We start from the raw sequence: 17,857 nt of genomic DNA on the forward strand, positions 1-17,857 counted from the left end.
GTGGGTGACCAATGCTGAATTTGTTGCAGCAGTGAGCAATGCCGGAGGTCTGGGAATGTTGGGTCCTCACGCAGGTCAGAAGACAAATCCTAAATCTTTGGAAGAAATTACTGATAGGCTGAGAAAGGAAATTCGTAAGGTAAAACAGTTGACCAATAAGCCTTTTGCAGTGCCCGTTCTGCTGTCTAATGACCTGACAACAGTTGATGTAATTGCTGATTTACTCATTGAAGAAGATGTTGAAGTGGTTCTTATCAACGGGATTGAAGATTATGAATTTGAACCTCTGGCGAAAAAACTTAAATCAAATAACATTAAAATAATTTATCGTGCATTGAATCCAAGTGTGGAAAATGCAAAGTATGCAGAGAAAATTGGAGCCGATATTCTTGTAGCTACCGGATTTGATGAAGGTGGCACGGTGCCTGATAAAATTATTGGCACATTCTCCATCATACCGATGATATCAGATGCCGTGAATATTCCGGTGATGGCTGCCGGCGGAATTGCTGACCTCCGTGCTGTTCGTGCATCGTTTGCATTAGGGGCTGAAGGAGTATTTGCAGGAACAGTATTTATTGCAACAGAGGAAAATCCTGCGGCCGAAAATGTGAAACAACTCATTGTTGACCATACTGCCAGCGACTTATTGATTTTCAGAACCAATCCGGCGTACTACCGTTCCATTCCAACACCATACAGCCAGGAACTTTTGGAAATGGACGAACGGGGTGATTCTCGGGATGAAATTGCCAATAAAATGTATGGTGAGCAAGGCTTAAAAGTTGGAATGCTGGATGGGGATATTAATAAAGGGTACATCACTGTAGGAAATGGAATTTCATATATAAAGAATATTCGTCCTGTAAAGGAGGTTGTCGAAGATTTGATGTGTGATTTTAATTAATACAGTTTTAAATCGATATTGTAAGGTAGAATTTAAGTTCATCAATATTAAAATAGGAAATGAATAAAACAGGGAAAAAATTAAAACTAGGTGCTGTTCTCGACGGTCTGGGTTGGAATCATATGGCGTGGCAACATCCGGCAATGCCTTCTGATGCCAGCGAAAACCTTGATTTTTACATCAAGCAGGCTCAGTTGGCGGAGTCTGCCAAGTTCGATACTTTGTTTTTGGTGGATGTCAGCCACGTCGGTCCCGGAAATATTCCGCATTATCTGAGTATGTTTGAAGGCGTTAGTATAATGTCTGCACTCAGTATGGTGACTAAAAACATTGGGCTTTCTGCTACCATCGCATCTTCTTACGGGGATCCTTACAGTGCTGCAAGGCAGATATTGTCGCTGGATAAAATAAGCAAAGGTCGTGCATCACTCAACGCCATCACTTCCAATCCTGGTGGGATGGTCAATTTCAGCCGCGGACATTTATCGAAGAGAGACCAGTACCCGATGAACAAGGAATTTATTGAAATTGTCCTTGGACTTTGGGATACCTATGAAGACGATGCCTTTATCCGTGACAAGGAAAGCGGAATCTTTTTAAATCATCATAAAATGCACCACGTCGAATATCGTGGCGATTATTTTTCGGTAGAAGGTCCTTTGAACATCAGTCGTTCGGTTCAGGGCAGACCTGTTCTTTATACCGCAGGAACTTCAGAAAACTTTATGGAAATAGCCACCAGTTACACAGACGGCGTTTTCACGTACGGTTACGATGGGGAAGATACGTCGGCGTTGGCAAACAGAATCAGGCAGAAGCTTATTGCAAAACAGAGGAGACCGGAAGATTTCATTATTTCCATTTCACAAAATCCCATTGTGGGTGAAACTGAAAAAGATGCAATAGATAGATATATGGAGCTGATGCAACTCAGTCCAAGAAACAGTCTCCCACGACCAAAATTTTTTGGTTCAGCCGAAAAAGTGGCAGACCAGGTTCAGAAATGGTACGAAATCGGCGCGATGGATATGCTTTTAATACGGCAGGACCATCCGCACGGTCTGCGTGATTTTATTGATTTGGTTGTTCCAATTCTACAGGATAGGGGCATATTCAGAACAGAATATGAAGCGGATACCTTGAGAGGTAATCTTGAAATTCCAAATCCACCGTTCAGAAAAATTAATTAAAAAAAATAAAAATAAATTATTATGAAAATAGGAATTATTGGTACAGGAGCCATTGGCGGTACCATTGCAAAAAAAATGGTGAAAGCAGGTCATACTGTAAAAGTAGCTAACTCCGATAATGGTGATAAATTAAAGGCCCGTGCCGGGGAATTGGGTGCTCAGCCTTCTACGTTAGAAGATGTTGTCAATGATGTGGATGTCATTATTTTATCCTTGCCAACGGTGGCGATTCCAACTTTATCGAAAAATATTTTTTCCAACATCGATGATAGGGTTATCATTGTCGACACTTCCAACTATTATCCTTTCCGTGATGCGTATATAGAGGGATTTCAAAACGGTAAAGCTGAAAGTGTTTGGGTTTCGGAACATTTGGGCAGACCTGTGATTAAAGCTTTTAATAATCTGCTGGCAGAAACATTAATGAACCGTGGAAAAGAAGCAGGAAGTGAAAACAGAATTGCAATGGCTATTGCCGGAGATGATGCAAATGCCAAGAAAATAATTGCACGTCTGGTTAATGATGCGGGATTTGATGCGGTTGATTCCGGCAGTCTGGAAGATTCCTGGAGACATCAGCCCGGAACGCCGGCATATTGTACAGAACTTAATAAGGAAGAACTGAAGGTTTCATTGGATAAAGCAGACAAAGATAAAGCTCCTGCAATAAGGGATAAAGTTGTAGCAGAACTTGGCAGTAGAACAACTTACCCTTCACATCAGAAGATTGTTGAGTATAATCGGAATCTTTTTACTGATAATCAAACAAATTAGGCTAAGAAATAATGAAATAATCTACAAATATCGATGTAACTACAAGCTGACCTTTTAACTTGATATCGATAGTTTAGTAATTAACATTTCATTGAAAAAATACAGTTGGCATTTAAATCTGGTTTATCGAAACCCTTATCTTTGTATGCAGTATGCTGAACCACTTATTTACAGAAAACAATTTTTCCCCAACATCAACTGAAGAACTTTTCAGAACATTGACGGGATCATCGAAATCGGAAGAAATCATCAGTTTTTCACGTAAGAAATTTTATTCAGTTATTCTTCTTGATGGCTCATATCAACTTAATTTCGAAGATTCGAGCCTGCCTTTGGAAGGAAAAAATATTCTGTTCACCACCACAAAAGTTCCTTTCGGTATCCATTGTTTTAAGGAAAACAAACCTGTTCACTCCTGTGCTTTTTCAGAAGGCTTTATTACAAAGGCAAATTCCGGTTATGAACTGCTTTCTTTCAGCGTTTACAAACCTGGAAGTCAGTTTATTTATACTCTTGACGAATTTGAATATGATAAGTTTTTGATAGTTTTCAAAAAAATAGAGGAAGAGGATTCAAATGAAGTTAATCCGTTGCAGACATCATTGTTGAGACATTAAAGAATTAATTAATTCTCAATGGGCAAAAATTACAGGCATCAGCATCGTACTGAAACCGCAGAAATACGTCGAAGTTGTTGCCTGTTTTTTTATAAGACTTTTGGAAGAGTTTCCTATTGATGAGCTTACAAAAACCATTGCTTTTGACACTGTTGACAAAATTTTCGTTGATAACTCAGACAATGCTGACTTTTTTTATGGTTTTAGGCAAGACGAAATGATTACAAAATTTGATGGTCTGTCAAATTATAAACGTGGCAGGTTTGAACCAGTCAATCCTTCGAAAGCGAAAACGTCTGTAATATCTTGGCTTTAAATTCAAGACAGTCGTCGGGATTCAAAACCCGGGACTGGTCTAATCCTGAGAAAGCCAAATTCAGTTTCGGTGATAATGTATTGAGTAAATAAGAGAACGATGTTGATATTTCAAATGCTTTTATTACCTCCGTTATTACAATAAAAAAAGATTGTCTTCAAACAGCTGAGTAATTTTTAAGAACTGATTCGTTTTTGTGCATTTATAAATAAATTTTTCCCGATAGTGTGTACTGGATTATTCATATTACAAGTTTTCTTAGATTTATGATCACAAAAGTTAACATTGTAGTCATTTTTAATAATTTAAATTAAATTTAATCGATTATTATTATTAAATATAAATCCTTATATAGTTGAATTTTTTTATAAAATGAAGTCTTTATTGATAAAATGCACCATTTTTATTTAAATATGATTAAAATGGCATAATTTTCCTTTGTGTTAATCCATCTACAGACACATTAGCAAAAAAAAATGAAACTTAGTAAAATATCCAGGAAAACGGTAAGTTTTCTATCTATTATAGGGGAAAGCCTCAAAAAAACCGTAGAGTTTTTACCATCTGTTTACACTGAATTCACAGTTACATCACAGTCAAAAATAAATTTTTTAAAGTTTCATAACACATTCAAACCTGCTATTCCTGTGCAGGCGTTTTACCATCGAACCTATTTTTAACAGGTGAAATAATGATCAGTCTTCGGAGACTGAAGCTCTTTCCTTCCTACATATAATCAGGCACTAATACAATGTAAAAAATTGACGTTGCGGAAGATAATCTTTGCAGCACACAACCCATTGTGACGTGTTTTCACTGAAGTATCTAATTCTGACCGAAATATTCTGGATCAGCAATACATGCTGATTGTAAATCATAAATATATCAAATGAAAAAAAGAAGTATTCTTCTGTTTATTTGCTTTTGCCCGACTGTCTTATTTGCGCAGGTCACGGCGAGTAAAATCTACACTGACTTTAACGGATTCTGGGAAAGTTCAGTCCCCGGATCACCAATACCTGATAACAGTCATAATTTGCTGGCTTTCCAGGTAGGATCAACAAATTATTCTACGGGTGTGAATGATAATATTTTGACGAACAATGGAATTGTATTTTCACCTCATAATTTTACAGCCTTGCCGATTGCCACTAATCCGAATCCTTCAGATGGTACTTACATCGGTGTTGGTAAAATGTATGGCGGATCAGGAAATGTAAGCCCAATTCCGGTGAGTCTTCCTATAGCGCAGTATCTGAGAGATGGGGTACATGGTCTTGATATTGGATCGGCGATTTTCAATTTTCCTGTGAGTGCCGAAATTAATTATCAGATTGACGGTATTACGCTCTCATCAATCGGCGATGGTGTGCCCGATTTGGTGATTACGCAAATGGGACAAATCAGTAATGTTCAGGATCATTTTATGTTTAAAGATGATGCAGGCAATACAATCGGCACGCAATATACTGTTGATTTGTCTACAATACAGAGCTTAGGACTGTTCAGATGGAAGTTTTATAATGCCAATGTCAACCCTCCAACATATAATACTGTTGTAGGTCCGAATGACAGCAACAATACCAGAGATGTCAGGATTGTAACATTAGACTGGGCAGATCTCGGCATCACCACTGCCAATGCAGGTTTAGTAACTCGTTTCGTGCAGGAATTCTCCGGGCAGAGTGATTTGTCTTTTACTGCTTATAATGCAGAATCTATCAATTTAAGGATGCCAATCAGCGGTACTGTTTTTAATGACAATAATGGCGGAGTACCAAATGGGACTTCTTACCAAAACGCTACAGTAGTTCTCAAAAACAGTATGGGAAACACTGTTTCGTCTGCCATCACAGATGTGAATGGTTATTATGCATTTAATAACATTATACAGGGTAATTATTCTATTAATTTAAATGTTCCTGCTGGTTATCAGGTGTTCGGTAACAGCGATGGTCAGCCTTCCGCAACTATGAATATTCAGGTATCAAATACACCCATTCAGAATAAAGACTTTGGTATTTACAGACTTCCGTGTGTAAAGCCCGGAGCTTTGGGAACACCTGGAAATTTTGCTAAGATGGGAATTCTCACAAAAAAAAGCATTACCGTTCCCGGCTGGCCAACTAATGTTCCCAACGGACATGTGGTAATGGATTCTGACAGCAAAGGTTTTGTAATTACACAGATGACAACAACTCAGAGAAATGCTTTGGTGCCGGTAGTAGGGATGATGATCTACAATACCAGTTTGCAGGCAGTGCAGATCTACAGAGGCAACACCCCGGGAGTGGATACTTCAAGATTGGGATGGAGCAGTATTATCCGTGCCTGTAACGAAGAATAAGAATAAAATTGATTACGAAAAAAAGAAAAAAAATGAAAAAATTTAAAAACGTAGCGGCAATACTTTTTTTGATATTGAGTGCAGATACGCTATCCGCACAGATAGGAATCGGAACAACCAATATCACCAACAGTAGTGTCTTTCTGGAATTCAGCAACGAGGCAAAAGGAATAATTGTTCCTCAGGTAACTTCATCAAATGGTGCTTCGGGAGGAACTTTTGTATTTGATTTTACAGACAAAATTGTGAAGGTCAAGGAAGATAAAAATCAGGGTGTAAACGGAAACTGGACAAACCTCACCAATAACAGTATACCGGGAGTCAGCCATACATTTTCGAATGCGGGAGGTGATGTAAGCGCAAACAATGGTGTTATCATAGGGAGTGACAGTAGTACCAGGATCGGTGCTCTGGTTCTTGAATCCACCACAAAAGCACTGGTTTTACCGAAAGTAAGCAATCCACATACAGCATTGACCGGCGCAATAGCGGGTACTATTGTTTTTGATACAGTCTCCAGTACACTTGCTGTTTACGATGGTGTAAACTGGAGTTATTGGAAATAAGATTCAGAACTTTAATACAGATTCATATCTGATGTGGGTTTTTTGTACAAATTGACGATTTTTGTAAAGAGTTTGATGTATAAATTAAAAAATTGAAGCTGGAAGCATCTGGAGACACCTATGATCAAAACAAATTTGATTAAGTAATTCAGGACTTTTCGCAAATAGATAATTTGGAAATTAAGAACAATCGTTTTCAAACATTGATTAAAGAGTGCGAAATTAAATCAGGAAATTCTTATCTGGCAATCGGAAAAGTGAAATTGCCTGTAAAACATTTAATTCGATTGGTGATATAACCGATTTTGAGTTGAGAAACTATGTATTTGACTATTGCTCAAAATAAACTGCGGGTAAACATCTGTTTGGCAATAATGGGCGGAACGTCAAAGATTCACGTTTTGTGCTTCGATTAAATTTGTATTTTAGTTGAAAGTTTCGGCTTCGATTTGCCCGCCATCGCCAAGCCCCGAAACGTTAGGCGACAATCTACCAATACCCGTACACAAATGAAAATTGAAGATTATTTAAAGGAAAATTATGAAAAAGATACTGCTTCATTTTTGAGCATTAAAAATTTACATCCCATCTTAGAAGAATTTCAAACAGAAATTTCAAATATTAATATTTCAACTCTTTCACTAAATTTTCAAAGAGAAATTAAATATAATTTAGATAACTATTGGTTTAATAAAGAACTGAATCCAGATTATAATGAAAAGTTATTAGCAATCCTTTTCACATATGGATTTTTAGATGATTTAAACCCTAAAGCATTAGCTTACGGAATTACAAAATCAAAAAATAAATTACAAAATTCATTTGAACCATTTGATTTAGAATATCATGATTATGCAAATGGATTTTATGCAATGCCAGGAATAACTTTATCGCATTGTAAACCACTCAACAAACTAAATTGGAGAAATATTGATGAAGATATATATCCCAATTTGGAAGTTTATGAGCTTAAAGGTAGAAATGAGTTATTTAATTCTTACAGATACGCAATAGACTTAGCTCTTCATATTGCAATACATAAATTAAATCAAGAGAATTGCTTTGAAAAAATGCCTAAAGAAATACCACTTCATTTTTTACTTCAAGAGCATGACGAAAATGTAAGAAATATTTTTATAATTGAATAAATTAAAAACGTCGCCTTACCAAGGGTTTTGCAATAGTGGGGCGAAACTGCAAAGTTCAACGGCATTTCTTCGATTGAACTTTTGTACAAAATTGAAGATTTGTGCTTCGATTGCCTCACCATCGCAAAGTGTTCAGTAATATCAGTTAAATGACTTTCTGAACTCAATCGGTGAAAGATTAGTTTTAGATTTAAATAATTTACTGAATGACTGTGGATAGTCGAATCCCAGATGATAGGCGATTTCTGTGGCTGTGAGATTCGTGTTTAAAAGAATATTTTTAGCTCTCTGTATTATTTTTTCGTGAATATAAAATTGAGTAGTTTGTCCTGTCGTAAGCCGGAGCAGATCGCTTAAATAGTTTGCAGAGACATTTAATTTTGACGACACATAAGCAACCGTAGGCAGCCCCTGCGTTTGTGGAAGATCCTCTGCAAAATACTGATCGAGTAATTTTTCCAGTTTTACCAGTAAATCGTTGTTTGTGAGTTTTCTGGTAATGAACTGTCGGTTGTAGTAGCGGTTAACATAATTGAGAAGCAGTTCAATGAGTGAGACAATTACATCCTGACTGAAATTATCGATCGATGACCTATATTCGTTATGAATACTTCTCATAATACCTGCAATCATCATTTCTTCATCTTCTGATAAGTACAATGCCTCATTCATTTCGTATTTTAAAAATCCATATTCCAGAATTTTAGAAGCTAAGAGATAAGTCTGTAAAAAATCCGGATGGAAAAGTAGCCACCAACCTTTTGGCTTATTACTTCCTGTATCTTCCACAGAAATTAACTGTCCCGGACTGCAGAAAATCATGACGCCATTATCAAAGTCATAAAACTGTTGTCCGTATCTCATCTTTCCCCCGAAATCTTTTTTGATAAAAATAGAGTAGAATTCATTGACAAAGCTACCGGGTACAGCTTGATTTGAATGATTTAACGTACTCAGATCGATAACGCTGACCAAAGGATGTTTGGGAGATGGTATTTCCAGAATGCGATGTACCTGAGTGACAGAATTCACATGTTGTGGGGCATTTTTACCTTTCATAAATTGAAATTGAAGAAAAGGAGACAGAAAATTCCGTCTCCCAAAATTAATAAATTTTTATTGATCAATACTTTCCATTCCGTGCTCATCATATCGTGCACCGGTGTCTGCTCCCGGAGGAATGATCTCTTCCAGTCTTTTTATTTCTGAATCACTCAACTGAATGTCGGCCGAAGCATAATTTTTTTCCAGATTCGTTCTCCTGGACGTTCCCGGGATCGGAATAATCCCTTTGGAGATTACCCACGCCAATGCGATTTGGGCAGTTGTTACTTCCTTTTCAGATGCCAACTTTCCGATCTCTTTAACCAGTTCAATATTCTTTTGCAAATATTCTCCCTGAAAACGGGGAATATTTAATCTCCAGTCACCTTCGGACAGATCTTCTGCGCTTTTAATATCACCGGTAAGAAATCCCCGTCCCAATGGTGAATAAGATACAAAACCGATACCCATCTCATTGATGGCTTTTAAAATTCCGGCGTTCTCAACTGATCTTTCAAACAGTGAAAATTCACTTTGCAACGCAGATATCGGATGTACTGCATGAGCTTTTTTAATAGTGTTGACTGAAACTTCTGAAAGTCCCAAATATTTCACCTTACCTTCCTGTACCAGATCTGCCATAGCACCAATAGTTTCTTCAACTGGAACATTAGGATCCAGTCTGTGAAGATAGTACAGATCGATGCAATCGGTTTTTAAATTTTTCAGAGAGCGTTCAGCAGCTTTTTTTACATATTGCGGAGTTGCATTGATACCCCATGTTAATTCACCATTGTCATTAATTTCATGTCCGAACTTTGTGGCAATAACATATTTATCCCGCTTGCCGTGAATTGCTTTGGCAATAAAACGTTCATTTTCCCAAGGCCCATACTGATCTGCAGTGTCCAGAAAATTACCTCCTAATTCTAATGAGCGCTCGATGGTTAATAAAGCTTCTTTTTCGTCTGCTGTTTTATAAACGTCATGGCCGGCAAATTTTGTCATGCCCATGCATCCTAAGCCAACCTGTGAAACTTCCAGACCTTGTGATCCTAATTTTACTTTTTTCATAATACATAAATTTTAATATTACAAAGTTCATCAATACAAGATGTACGGTAGTGTTCTAATCTCTTGACTTTGTGTGCTAATATGTTCACCGATGATTACTTTTGATTTACATGTGAGGCGGTTTTTTGTTTAAAAGCGCACATTCTATGATGGTATTGATTCTTTTGATTCTCGTTTCAGGAAGTTTTGCCATGACCATCCAAAGTAGAATGTTTTTTTTATTGGTTTTACTCAGTGCGCTGTAAAATTCAAAAGCCTTAGGCTCTTTTTCGAAAGCTATTTGTAAATCTGTTGGAATAATTAAGGCTTCAACATCATCAAGCAGATTCCATGATCCGTTTTTTTTGGCCTTCTGTACAGATTCTAATCCTTGCGAAGTCATTCTGTTTTCCAGCATTAATTTTTCGATCTTATCTTTATTAATTTTAGACCACGTACCGTTTGCTTTTCTTTTACTGAAATAGTGATGAGATTTCTGATCATCTATTTTAATTTTCTTGCTGTCAATCCAGCCAAAATATAAAGCTTCATCTACGGCATCACTCCATGAAATACTTGGAATATTACAACCTTTCTTATAAAAGACAACCCAAACAGAATGCTTCATACTACTGTTCTCAAACAGCCATTTTCTCCAGTCATTAAGAGTTTCCGGATGATAGATGTCGATTTGTGAATTCATTATTTATTTCATTAAAACCAATATAAAGCTGACAAGAATGATGCTTAACAAAAAATAACCGCCACTTATTAAACTGTATAGAAATGGTTTTGGGATATTGGGATTGATTGCAATATTGGTCGTGTTTGTCACTAAATAACCAATTCCGACAATCAAAGCGAACTCCAAAGCAGTCCATAAGCTTGTTATGTTCAGAGCATATATTAAAATTGCGCTGGTTAAAATGTATATTATACAGCAGACAGCAGGGCCAATGATATACACAGATTTTTTCGGCAGCTCCTCGTTCTCTTTCCCCAAAGCGACTTTGTAAGCTTTGACGAACAGAAGTTGATACCAGACATATCCTAACATAAAAAACACGAAAAAAGCCACCAGAATTGCAAGCCAGTTGACATTTGAAAGCTGATTTAAGATCATAATTGAGTATTTAAATTAAGTTTTATTGATGAGTTTAGATAATTTAAAGCAGAAAATTATTGTTGTATCAAATGAAGAAGTGTAATTTCTGATGTTGTTCCCAATCGGAAAGGTGGCCCCCAATAACCCGTTCCCGAATTGGTGTATACCCACATTTTATCACATTTTTTCAAACCTTTTGCGAAAGGTTGAGTTAGGTTTATAAAAATATTCCAGGGAAAAAACTGTCCGGCATGAGTGTGCCCGGATAATTGCAGGTCAAAGTGTGTTGAAGCTTCTTTTGCAATATTGGGTTGGTGTGCAAGTAATATCTTAAAATCGGCCTTATAATTTCCCGCTAAAGCTTTTTGAATATCAGGTCCTGAACTGGGTCTTAACTCTTTCGCAGCAGGATCTATAATTCCGGCAATGAGAATAGATTTTCCTTTAAAATTTACGGTTGTATTTTCATTCATCAAAACTTTGATACCGATGCTTTTAAAATAGGAAATCCAAAGCTCACTGTCCCGTAAGTACTCGTGATTTCCTGTAACATAATAAACCTGAAATCTTTCGGTTAACCTTGACAATGACTGCAGATTGTGCTGATATTTTTCAATACTGCCATCCGCTATGTCTCCTGTAAGAACAACGATGTCTGCGTTTAAATCGAGAGCTTTTGCGACAACACGATCAACATATTGCTTGTCAATTCCTGCTCCTGCGTGAAGATCACTGATCTGTACTATTGAGAAATTATGAAGTTCATCTGGAAGAGCTTTTACAGGCACCTGGATATCAACCAACTCGGGACCTTTACTTGCACGTAAAAAACCGATGAATAAAAGGAATGCAGAAAATAATATCAAAAAATATGTTCCATAGTTTGAAAAAGCAAAATCTGACCAGGATGGCTTAAAATAAGAAATAGGAAAGAACAGCAGATCTCTTATAAGTATAAAAGCAATCAATAAACTGAGCATTCCCATATCAATATGGACGATGAATTTGACGATCCTGTCAACCTTTTCAAGTAAGACACCATACCAGACGAGCGGATATAATAAAATCAGACCAATACTGGTCCCGGAAATGATCCACGAATAATTACCGATACCGGTTATTCTATATCCCAAAAAAATAAATAGGACGACACAGATTGAAATTGCTGTTACTAAAAACCAGTTCATAATCGTTGTTTGATATAAATGCAAATATCATATAACACTGATGATCATTTGTATGCTAATCTCTTTTTTTTGTGTTCAAATTATATGATGCGAAATCTGATTTTAAGGCTTTAAAATGAAGTTCTAGATATGTTTTTGACAATTTTTTCATGTGTTTGAAAAAAAACTACCTTAGCTGTTTGTCGCCATTTTTAAGTGTAATTTTTAGTAAGCCATGCAATAAAACCTTATGTTGTAAGAGGATGTTATTCCCTTCCTTGCACAATTTTTCAATATCTAAAAGATCAATGATTAATTGTAATAATTTTTTGCTGGAATAAAACTTAGAATTGTAAAATATGTTTTTGTAGAGAATATATGAATCAAAAAACCATGCGTAAAAGATAGCATTGCCAACATCGAAACGGCTGAGTACAGCATCGACAATTTATTGAATACGCACTATGTGTTAAATCTAATTTAAACTAACTAAAAAAGAGCAGTATAAACATCTCAGAGATTTGATTATTAAAACTCGTCTTTCAGCTTATCATAAAGTCTCTGAAACTGTTTGAAATTTTTTAAATACACTGCATGATTTTCTTTACTCGGCTCATAAAATTGTTCAGTGCTGTCTGTTACATCTGCAGTTGTGTGATCTTCCGCAGCCTGATTTGGCGTAATTCCTAATGCTTCCATACCTATGAGCGCAGCTCCCCATGCTGAACTTTCCACTGTATCTTTAACGAAAACGGGCCTGTTAAAAATGTCTGCTAACATTTGAATCAGATTCTGTGACTGCGCTAAACCACCACTTACATAGATTTTTTGAATTGGGCCAGTGTTTTCCTCCAACGCAATTCCTACGCTGTAAATTGCGAAGAGCATGCCCTCCATCATGGCCCGCGCAAAGTGGGCAGAGGTGTGCTGCAACTGTATTCCAAAATAAACTCCTTTTGCATTGGAATTCCAGTGCGGAGCACGCTCACCAGTTAAGTACGGCAAAAAAATTAAACCTTCTGATCCTGGACCGACTGAATCTATCATTTCGTTTAGATGCTGGGTAAAATCCTCATCCTTTATTTTTTTGGTCGATTCGCTTAAGAAGGCACTTCGAAACCAATTTCGCAAAATACCGCCATTATTAACTGCTCCTCCAATTACATATTCAGTGGGTCTGAGGAGATAGCTGAATAACCGTTGCTTTTGCTCCGGATTTGGCAGCGGAGAGGTAACCCGTATAGCTCCGCTGGTGCCAACTGTTATAGAAGCCATTCCTGGTTTAACAGCTCCTACTCCCAAATTAGCCAGACAGCCATCGCTGCCTCCAATAACAAATGAAATACCTTCTGATATGCGCATCGAGGCTGCTGTTTTTCGGTCCTGCAATACCAAAACATGATCAATCGGGACAGGTGTAGACAGCTGGTCGACAGAGATTCCTGCCAGATTCAGTGCTAATTCAGACCACGCTAACTTATGTATATCGAATAGTCCCGTAGCCGATGCAATGGAATGATCAACCACATAGGTAGCAAAGAGTCGGTAAAAAAGAAATTCCTTAATACCAATAAATTTATGGGATCGTTCAAACACTTTTTCATCATACGATTTTATCCAGATTAATTTGCAAAGCAGAGACATGGGGTGAATGGGCGTTCCAGTCTGTTGATATAATATTCCACCTTCCTCCTTTGCCTTCAATTCGGTAGCTATATCTTCACTTCTCCGGTCAGCCCAAATGATGCAATTCGTGAGCGGCTTTCCTGATTTGTCAACAGCTATCAGTCCGTGCATGGCACTGCTTACCGAAATACACAAAGGCTGCAACATTTTATCAATGCCTTGTAATTCGTCCATTACATGCGCAATCGACTCAATACACGCGTTATAAATAACCTCAGGATCCTGTTCGTAATGTCCTTCGGAAGGATTCAGTATAGGATAAGAAATGTTCTGTATTGCCAAGACTTTGCCTTTCAGGTCAAATGCAACGGCTTTTGTAGACGACGTACCAATATCTAATCCTATTATCATAATTTTTAATCAAAATTTTAAGTGATATATTTACGATCTAAATTACATTAGATTTTGACAAAATGCAAAAATTAATAGGTATTGATGGCTGTAAGTTTGGCTGGGTAGCTGTGTCAATGAAAAGTGATACTGCGGACCTTTTCAAAAGTTTGGCAGATCTGATCAATTTTTATCCGGAAAACAGTATGTTCATGATTGATATCCCAGTTGGTCTCGCCAATATTGATTTGAAAGAAAGAAACTGCGAAACGATAGCCAGAAAAATTTTATCTAAAAAAAGAAAACCGAGTCTGTTTTCAGTGCCGTGTCGGGAGTCAGTTTATGCTTCAACATATGAAGAAGCTAATCAGATAAATAAAGAAATAATTAAGAAAGGTATTTCCAAACAATCCTTGGGTATAGTTCCGAAAATCAGAGAAGTCGATCAACTTTTACAAAACAACAGAAGCCTTGTAGATAAAATCAAAGAATCGCATCCTGAGGTAGCTTTTCATTTTTTGAACAGTCAGCAATCTATGGAATATAATAAAAAGACAGCTGAGGGCCAGCAGGAAAGGTTAAAAGTATTGAAGAGTTTTTCCGATAGGGCAGAAGTCATTTTTAATAATTCAATGAGTAATTTTAAAAGAAAACATGTTTCTGCAGATGATATTTTAGATTCTATCTGCCTGGCAGTAACCCTTGAGGAGATGGTAAATTCCGGTAGTTCTTTTGAGGACGGTAATTTAGACAGTTTGGGAATACCGATGAAAATACATTATTTTACAAAGTGAAATTTGCTCCTCTCGTATGATCTAATTTTTCAGAGTAGATATTTACTATTTTTTTAAAACATAGAATTAAACAATTTTATTTGTTCAATACCGTGGTAACTATTTTAGGTGGAATTTGTGAATTTACAATTTCAATCTTCATATGTTTTTGTACCATATGTTCTTAAAATCGTTTACCAAGTAACACTTTTCTAATTTTCTCTTTACTAATGGGATCTGATTGCAGATAAGTATTATTTCGACATGGATTAGCACTTGAGCTCTTTATTTTTGCTGCCCCACACTTTTCCATCAAATAATGCATCTCCAGTATTTTTTCCGGATTGTGTTGGATCTGGTATTTCAAAATATAAATAATAACAGTAAGTTATGAAACAAAAAAACCGACAAAGAAGCGAAAAAACTTCAAATGTCGGTCTTGTGAACTCGACAGGATTCAAACCTGTAACCTTCTGAGCCGTAATCAGATGCGCTATTCAGTTGCGCCACGAGTCCGTTTTTATTGGTTTGCAAATATACAATTTTTTTGTTTTCTTTGAAATATGAAATCAAAAATTTTAATATTATTCGCGTTTTTAACGCTAATTTCCTGTAAGAGAGAACAGAAAATTACTTCATCAGACTGGCAGGTTTTATCTGAACGTACCAAATTTAAGGTTGATCAGGATAATTTTCAGCTGCAGACAGGAAAATTCACTTATAATCTCGATAAAAAAGACCTTCCTTTCAAAAAAATAATCATTCTGAATGCAAGTATGATCGGCTATATTTCAGAGCTGCAGGCAGAAAGTCAGATTGTTGGAGTTTCGAGTCCGGAATATATATATTCACAGAAAGTTCAGGCTTTGATTAAATCTGGAAAGATTCAGAATGTGGGTAACGATCAGAAATATGATGTTGAAAAAATTCTTTCGTTACAACCTGATGCTGTATTTACAAACCATATTCCCAATTTTGAAAACACGTACGAACTTCTGAAAACTAATGGAATTCAGGTCATTTTCCTCGATGAATATTTAGAACAGAAACCCCTTGAAAAATCTTCCTATCTGAAAATTTTTGGAAAACTTTTAGGTAAAGATGAACTGGCGGAAAAGAAATTCAGAGAGATCGAGAACAATTATAGCAATTATAAAAAGATTGCAGCTTCAGCTAAGTCAAAACCTGATGTTTTAGCCAATGAGATGTATGGAAATGTGTGGTACATGCCGGGCGGCAAAACTTCGGTTGCCAATTTTATCTCTGATGCCAATGCCAACTATATTCTGAACAAAGATACTGAAGACAAAGCTGTTACCATGAGTTTTGAAGAGGTGTACGCCAAATCAGATGCAATCAGTATGTGGGTGAATGCAGGAAATCATGTTGCGAAAAAAGATTTATTAATAATGAATGCCCTGTACTCGAAACTGAATGCTTTCAATAAAGGGAAAATTTACGCGTACAGTGGAAAGCAAACTGCAACTGCTAACGATTTTTTCGAAAGTGGAGTAGTGCGGTCAGATGTGGTACTGAAGGATTATATTAAAATTTTTCATCCTGAGTTATTTCCGGATTACCAGCTGACATACTTCAGAGAATTGCAGTAACCTCGCAGTATTTGTTTACTTTTGTACCAAGTTTTTAAGCCTATGTGGAAAAAAATAAAGCAACTCCTTTTCATCATACTTCTTTTAAATGTATTTTTCATCATTTGGGGAAGATTCTTTAATCCACCAATTACCATCACTCAGATCGGTGGTTTGATAGAATTTGGTAAACTCGACAGAGATTATATTTCTTACGAAGATATGGGTTCTAATGTAAAAAAAGCAGTGATCGCATCAGAAGATCAGAAGTTCTTCAATCACGATGGTTTTGATTACACAGCAATAGAGAAAGCCTATGAAAATAACGAAAAAGGAAGAAAAGTCCGTGGCGGAAGTACCATTTCGCAGCAGACAGCAAAAAATGTTTTCCTTTGGCAACAGAGAAGCTGGCTTAGAAAAGGTTTAGAAGCTGTTTACACTTTTGTGATCGAAAAAGTCTGGTCGAAAGATATTATTTTGGAGCGTTATCTCAATTCAATTGAAATGGGGCGCGGCGTTTTTGGTGTTGAAGCTGCTTCAAAATATTATTTCGGTAAATCCTCCAAAGATCTGAATCAGTCGGAAGCGGCTTGGATAGCCGCAGTTTTGCCAAATCCAAAAAAATATGATCCCAAAAATCCGTCAGCGTATCTCAACAAAAAACACAGATGGATCATGAGACAAATGAAAAATGTAAGTTTAAAATAAACTGCATCGGCCTTTAAATACTTTGATTTGACCAGTAAAAATTTTAAAACAGTCCTTTCCAAATACTTTTCATTTGAAAATGATACGAAGTCTCTTGATCCTCTTGCGGAGTTTCTGGAAGGCATCCGAAAGTCTGATTTTAGAGATGTTTTGACTTATTTTAGAGCCAATGATGAGCAAAAAAATCATTTTTCTCAATACATCAGAAATATTTTTTCTGAAAGGCCTTTCAATTTATCCCTCACAGAAGCCAATATCCTTTCTGAAAATTCCTTTTTCTCAGAACTGAGAAAGCGGACTCTGAATAAATTTCTGCCTTCCGTAGAGCATGATCAGACGGTTTGGTATCTGATAGACAACATCAGTGCGAGGCCTAAAAAAGATCTTGAATATTTTCATAATATTCCTGAAAATGAATTGGATGAGTTATTACAGCTGCTCGGAATTTCAGATTTTATCAGAAATGAAAAGGTAAAAAGCGAACTTATTTTTTCGATGAATATCCTGTCGTGGCGGGTGACGGGAATGGCTCTGGAGG

General features: G+C 36.6%; 17 protein-coding genes, 1 tRNA gene and 1 pseudogene. 11 read left to right on the forward strand and 8 right to left on the reverse strand.

Going from position 1 to position 17,857, the window contains the following annotated elements; all coding sequences use genetic code 11:
* The 4 genes from ASG21_RS09225 to ASG21_RS09240 all read left to right on the forward strand — a co-directional run.
* Positions 1–907: nitronate monooxygenase (locus ASG21_RS09225; RefSeq protein ID WP_082482447.1), on the forward strand; the 907-nt coding region annotated here is incomplete at its 5' end.
* A 59-nt stretch (positions 908–966) separates the two neighbouring features.
* Positions 967–2,097, forward strand: a complete 1,131-nt coding sequence (locus tag ASG21_RS09230) for an LLM class flavin-dependent oxidoreductase (protein ID WP_056078681.1) — start codon at positions 967–969, stop codon at positions 2,095–2,097.
* Between the two features lie 21 nt (positions 2,098–2,118).
* Entirely contained in the window at positions 2,119–2,871 is a 753-nt protein-coding gene (locus ASG21_RS09235) for an NAD(P)-binding domain-containing protein (RefSeq protein ID WP_056078684.1), read from the forward strand.
* A 152-nt stretch (positions 2,872–3,023) separates the two neighbouring features.
* The gene (locus ASG21_RS09240; protein ID WP_056078687.1) at positions 3,024–3,488 is read left to right on the forward strand and encodes a hypothetical protein; all 465 of its coding nucleotides are present in this window, start codon (positions 3,024–3,026) and stop codon (positions 3,486–3,488) included.
* Between the two features lie 15 nt (positions 3,489–3,503).
* On the opposite strand, the gene ASG21_RS20225 is transcribed toward ASG21_RS09240, so the two are convergent.
* Positions 3,504–3,671: a hypothetical protein gene (locus tag ASG21_RS20225; protein WP_157844528.1), complete on the reverse strand. Its 168-nt coding sequence runs from the start codon at positions 3,669–3,671 to the stop codon at positions 3,504–3,506.
* Between the two features lie 1,022 nt (positions 3,672–4,693).
* On the opposite strand from ASG21_RS20225, the gene ASG21_RS09250 reads away from it, so the two are divergent.
* The 3 genes from ASG21_RS09250 (at position 4,694) to ASG21_RS09260 (ending at position 7,865) form a co-directional block, all read left to right on the forward strand.
* Complete coding sequence (locus ASG21_RS09250) at positions 4,694–6,151, forward strand: SdrD B-like domain-containing protein (protein WP_056078694.1); 1,458 nt, start codon at positions 4,694–4,696, stop codon at positions 6,149–6,151.
* Positions 6,152–6,183: 32 nt separating this feature from the next.
* Positions 6,184–6,717, forward strand: coding sequence for a hypothetical protein (locus tag ASG21_RS09255; RefSeq protein ID WP_128414265.1), 534 nt, complete (start codon positions 6,184–6,186; stop codon positions 6,715–6,717).
* Between the two features lie 509 nt (positions 6,718–7,226).
* Complete coding sequence (locus ASG21_RS09260; RefSeq protein WP_056078701.1) at positions 7,227–7,865, forward strand: hypothetical protein; 639 nt, start codon at positions 7,227–7,229, stop codon at positions 7,863–7,865.
* A gap of 141 nt (positions 7,866–8,006) precedes the next feature.
* Here the strand turns inward: ASG21_RS09260 and ASG21_RS09265 are convergent, their stop codons facing one another.
* The 6 genes from ASG21_RS09265 to ASG21_RS09290 form a co-directional block, all read right to left on the reverse strand.
* Entirely contained in the window at positions 8,007–8,924 is a 918-nt protein-coding gene (locus ASG21_RS09265; protein ID WP_056078705.1) for an AraC family transcriptional regulator, read from the reverse strand.
* Between the two features lie 57 nt (positions 8,925–8,981).
* Positions 8,982–9,983: an aldo/keto reductase gene (locus ASG21_RS09270; RefSeq protein WP_056078708.1), complete on the reverse strand. Its 1,002-nt coding sequence runs from the start codon at positions 9,981–9,983 to the stop codon at positions 8,982–8,984.
* A gap of 106 nt (positions 9,984–10,089) precedes the next feature.
* Positions 10,090–10,665, reverse strand: coding sequence for a YdeI/OmpD-associated family protein (locus tag ASG21_RS09275; RefSeq protein WP_056078709.1), 576 nt, complete (start codon positions 10,663–10,665; stop codon positions 10,090–10,092).
* Between the two features lie 3 nt (positions 10,666–10,668).
* Positions 10,669–11,085, reverse strand: coding sequence for a DUF1761 domain-containing protein (locus ASG21_RS09280; RefSeq protein ID WP_128414266.1), 417 nt, complete (start codon positions 11,083–11,085; stop codon positions 10,669–10,671).
* Between the two features lie 56 nt (positions 11,086–11,141).
* Positions 11,142–12,254 (reverse strand): metallophosphoesterase, encoded by a 1,113-nt coding sequence (locus ASG21_RS09285; protein ID WP_056078712.1) that lies wholly within the window; start codon positions 12,252–12,254, stop codon positions 11,142–11,144.
* 507 nt (positions 12,255–12,761) lie between these two features.
* Positions 12,762–14,270 (reverse strand): gluconokinase, encoded by a 1,509-nt coding sequence (locus ASG21_RS09290; protein ID WP_056078716.1) that lies wholly within the window; start codon positions 14,268–14,270, stop codon positions 12,762–12,764.
* Between the two features lie 62 nt (positions 14,271–14,332).
* Here ASG21_RS09290 and ASG21_RS09295 point away from each other — a divergent pair, with 62 nt between their 5' ends.
* Positions 14,333–15,043 (forward strand): DUF429 domain-containing protein, encoded by a 711-nt coding sequence (locus tag ASG21_RS09295; protein ID WP_056078720.1) that lies wholly within the window; start codon positions 14,333–14,335, stop codon positions 15,041–15,043.
* 421 nt (positions 15,044–15,464) lie between these two features.
* Here ASG21_RS09295 and ASG21_RS09300 read toward each other — a convergent pair.
* Positions 15,465–15,538, reverse strand: a tRNA-Arg gene (locus tag ASG21_RS09300).
* A gap of 47 nt (positions 15,539–15,585) precedes the next feature.
* Between ASG21_RS09300 and ASG21_RS09305 the strand changes: the two genes are divergently transcribed.
* From ASG21_RS09305 to ASG21_RS20590, 3 genes and pseudogenes are all read left to right on the forward strand, one after another.
* Positions 15,586–16,632, forward strand: coding sequence for an ABC transporter substrate-binding protein (locus ASG21_RS09305; protein WP_056078724.1), 1,047 nt, complete (start codon positions 15,586–15,588; stop codon positions 16,630–16,632).
* A gap of 42 nt (positions 16,633–16,674) precedes the next feature.
* Positions 16,675–17,319 (forward strand): monofunctional biosynthetic peptidoglycan transglycosylase, encoded by a 645-nt coding sequence (mtgA, locus tag ASG21_RS09310; RefSeq protein ID WP_056078727.1) that lies wholly within the window; start codon positions 16,675–16,677, stop codon positions 17,317–17,319.
* 27 nt (positions 17,320–17,346) lie between these two features.
* Positions 17,347–17,857 (forward strand): annotated as a pseudogene (locus ASG21_RS20590) (recombinase); the annotation flags it as partial.

Origin of the sequence: Chryseobacterium sp. Leaf394 (assembly GCF_001424105.1) — a bacterium.
Taxonomy (GTDB): Bacteria; Bacteroidota; Bacteroidia; order Flavobacteriales; family Weeksellaceae; genus Chryseobacterium.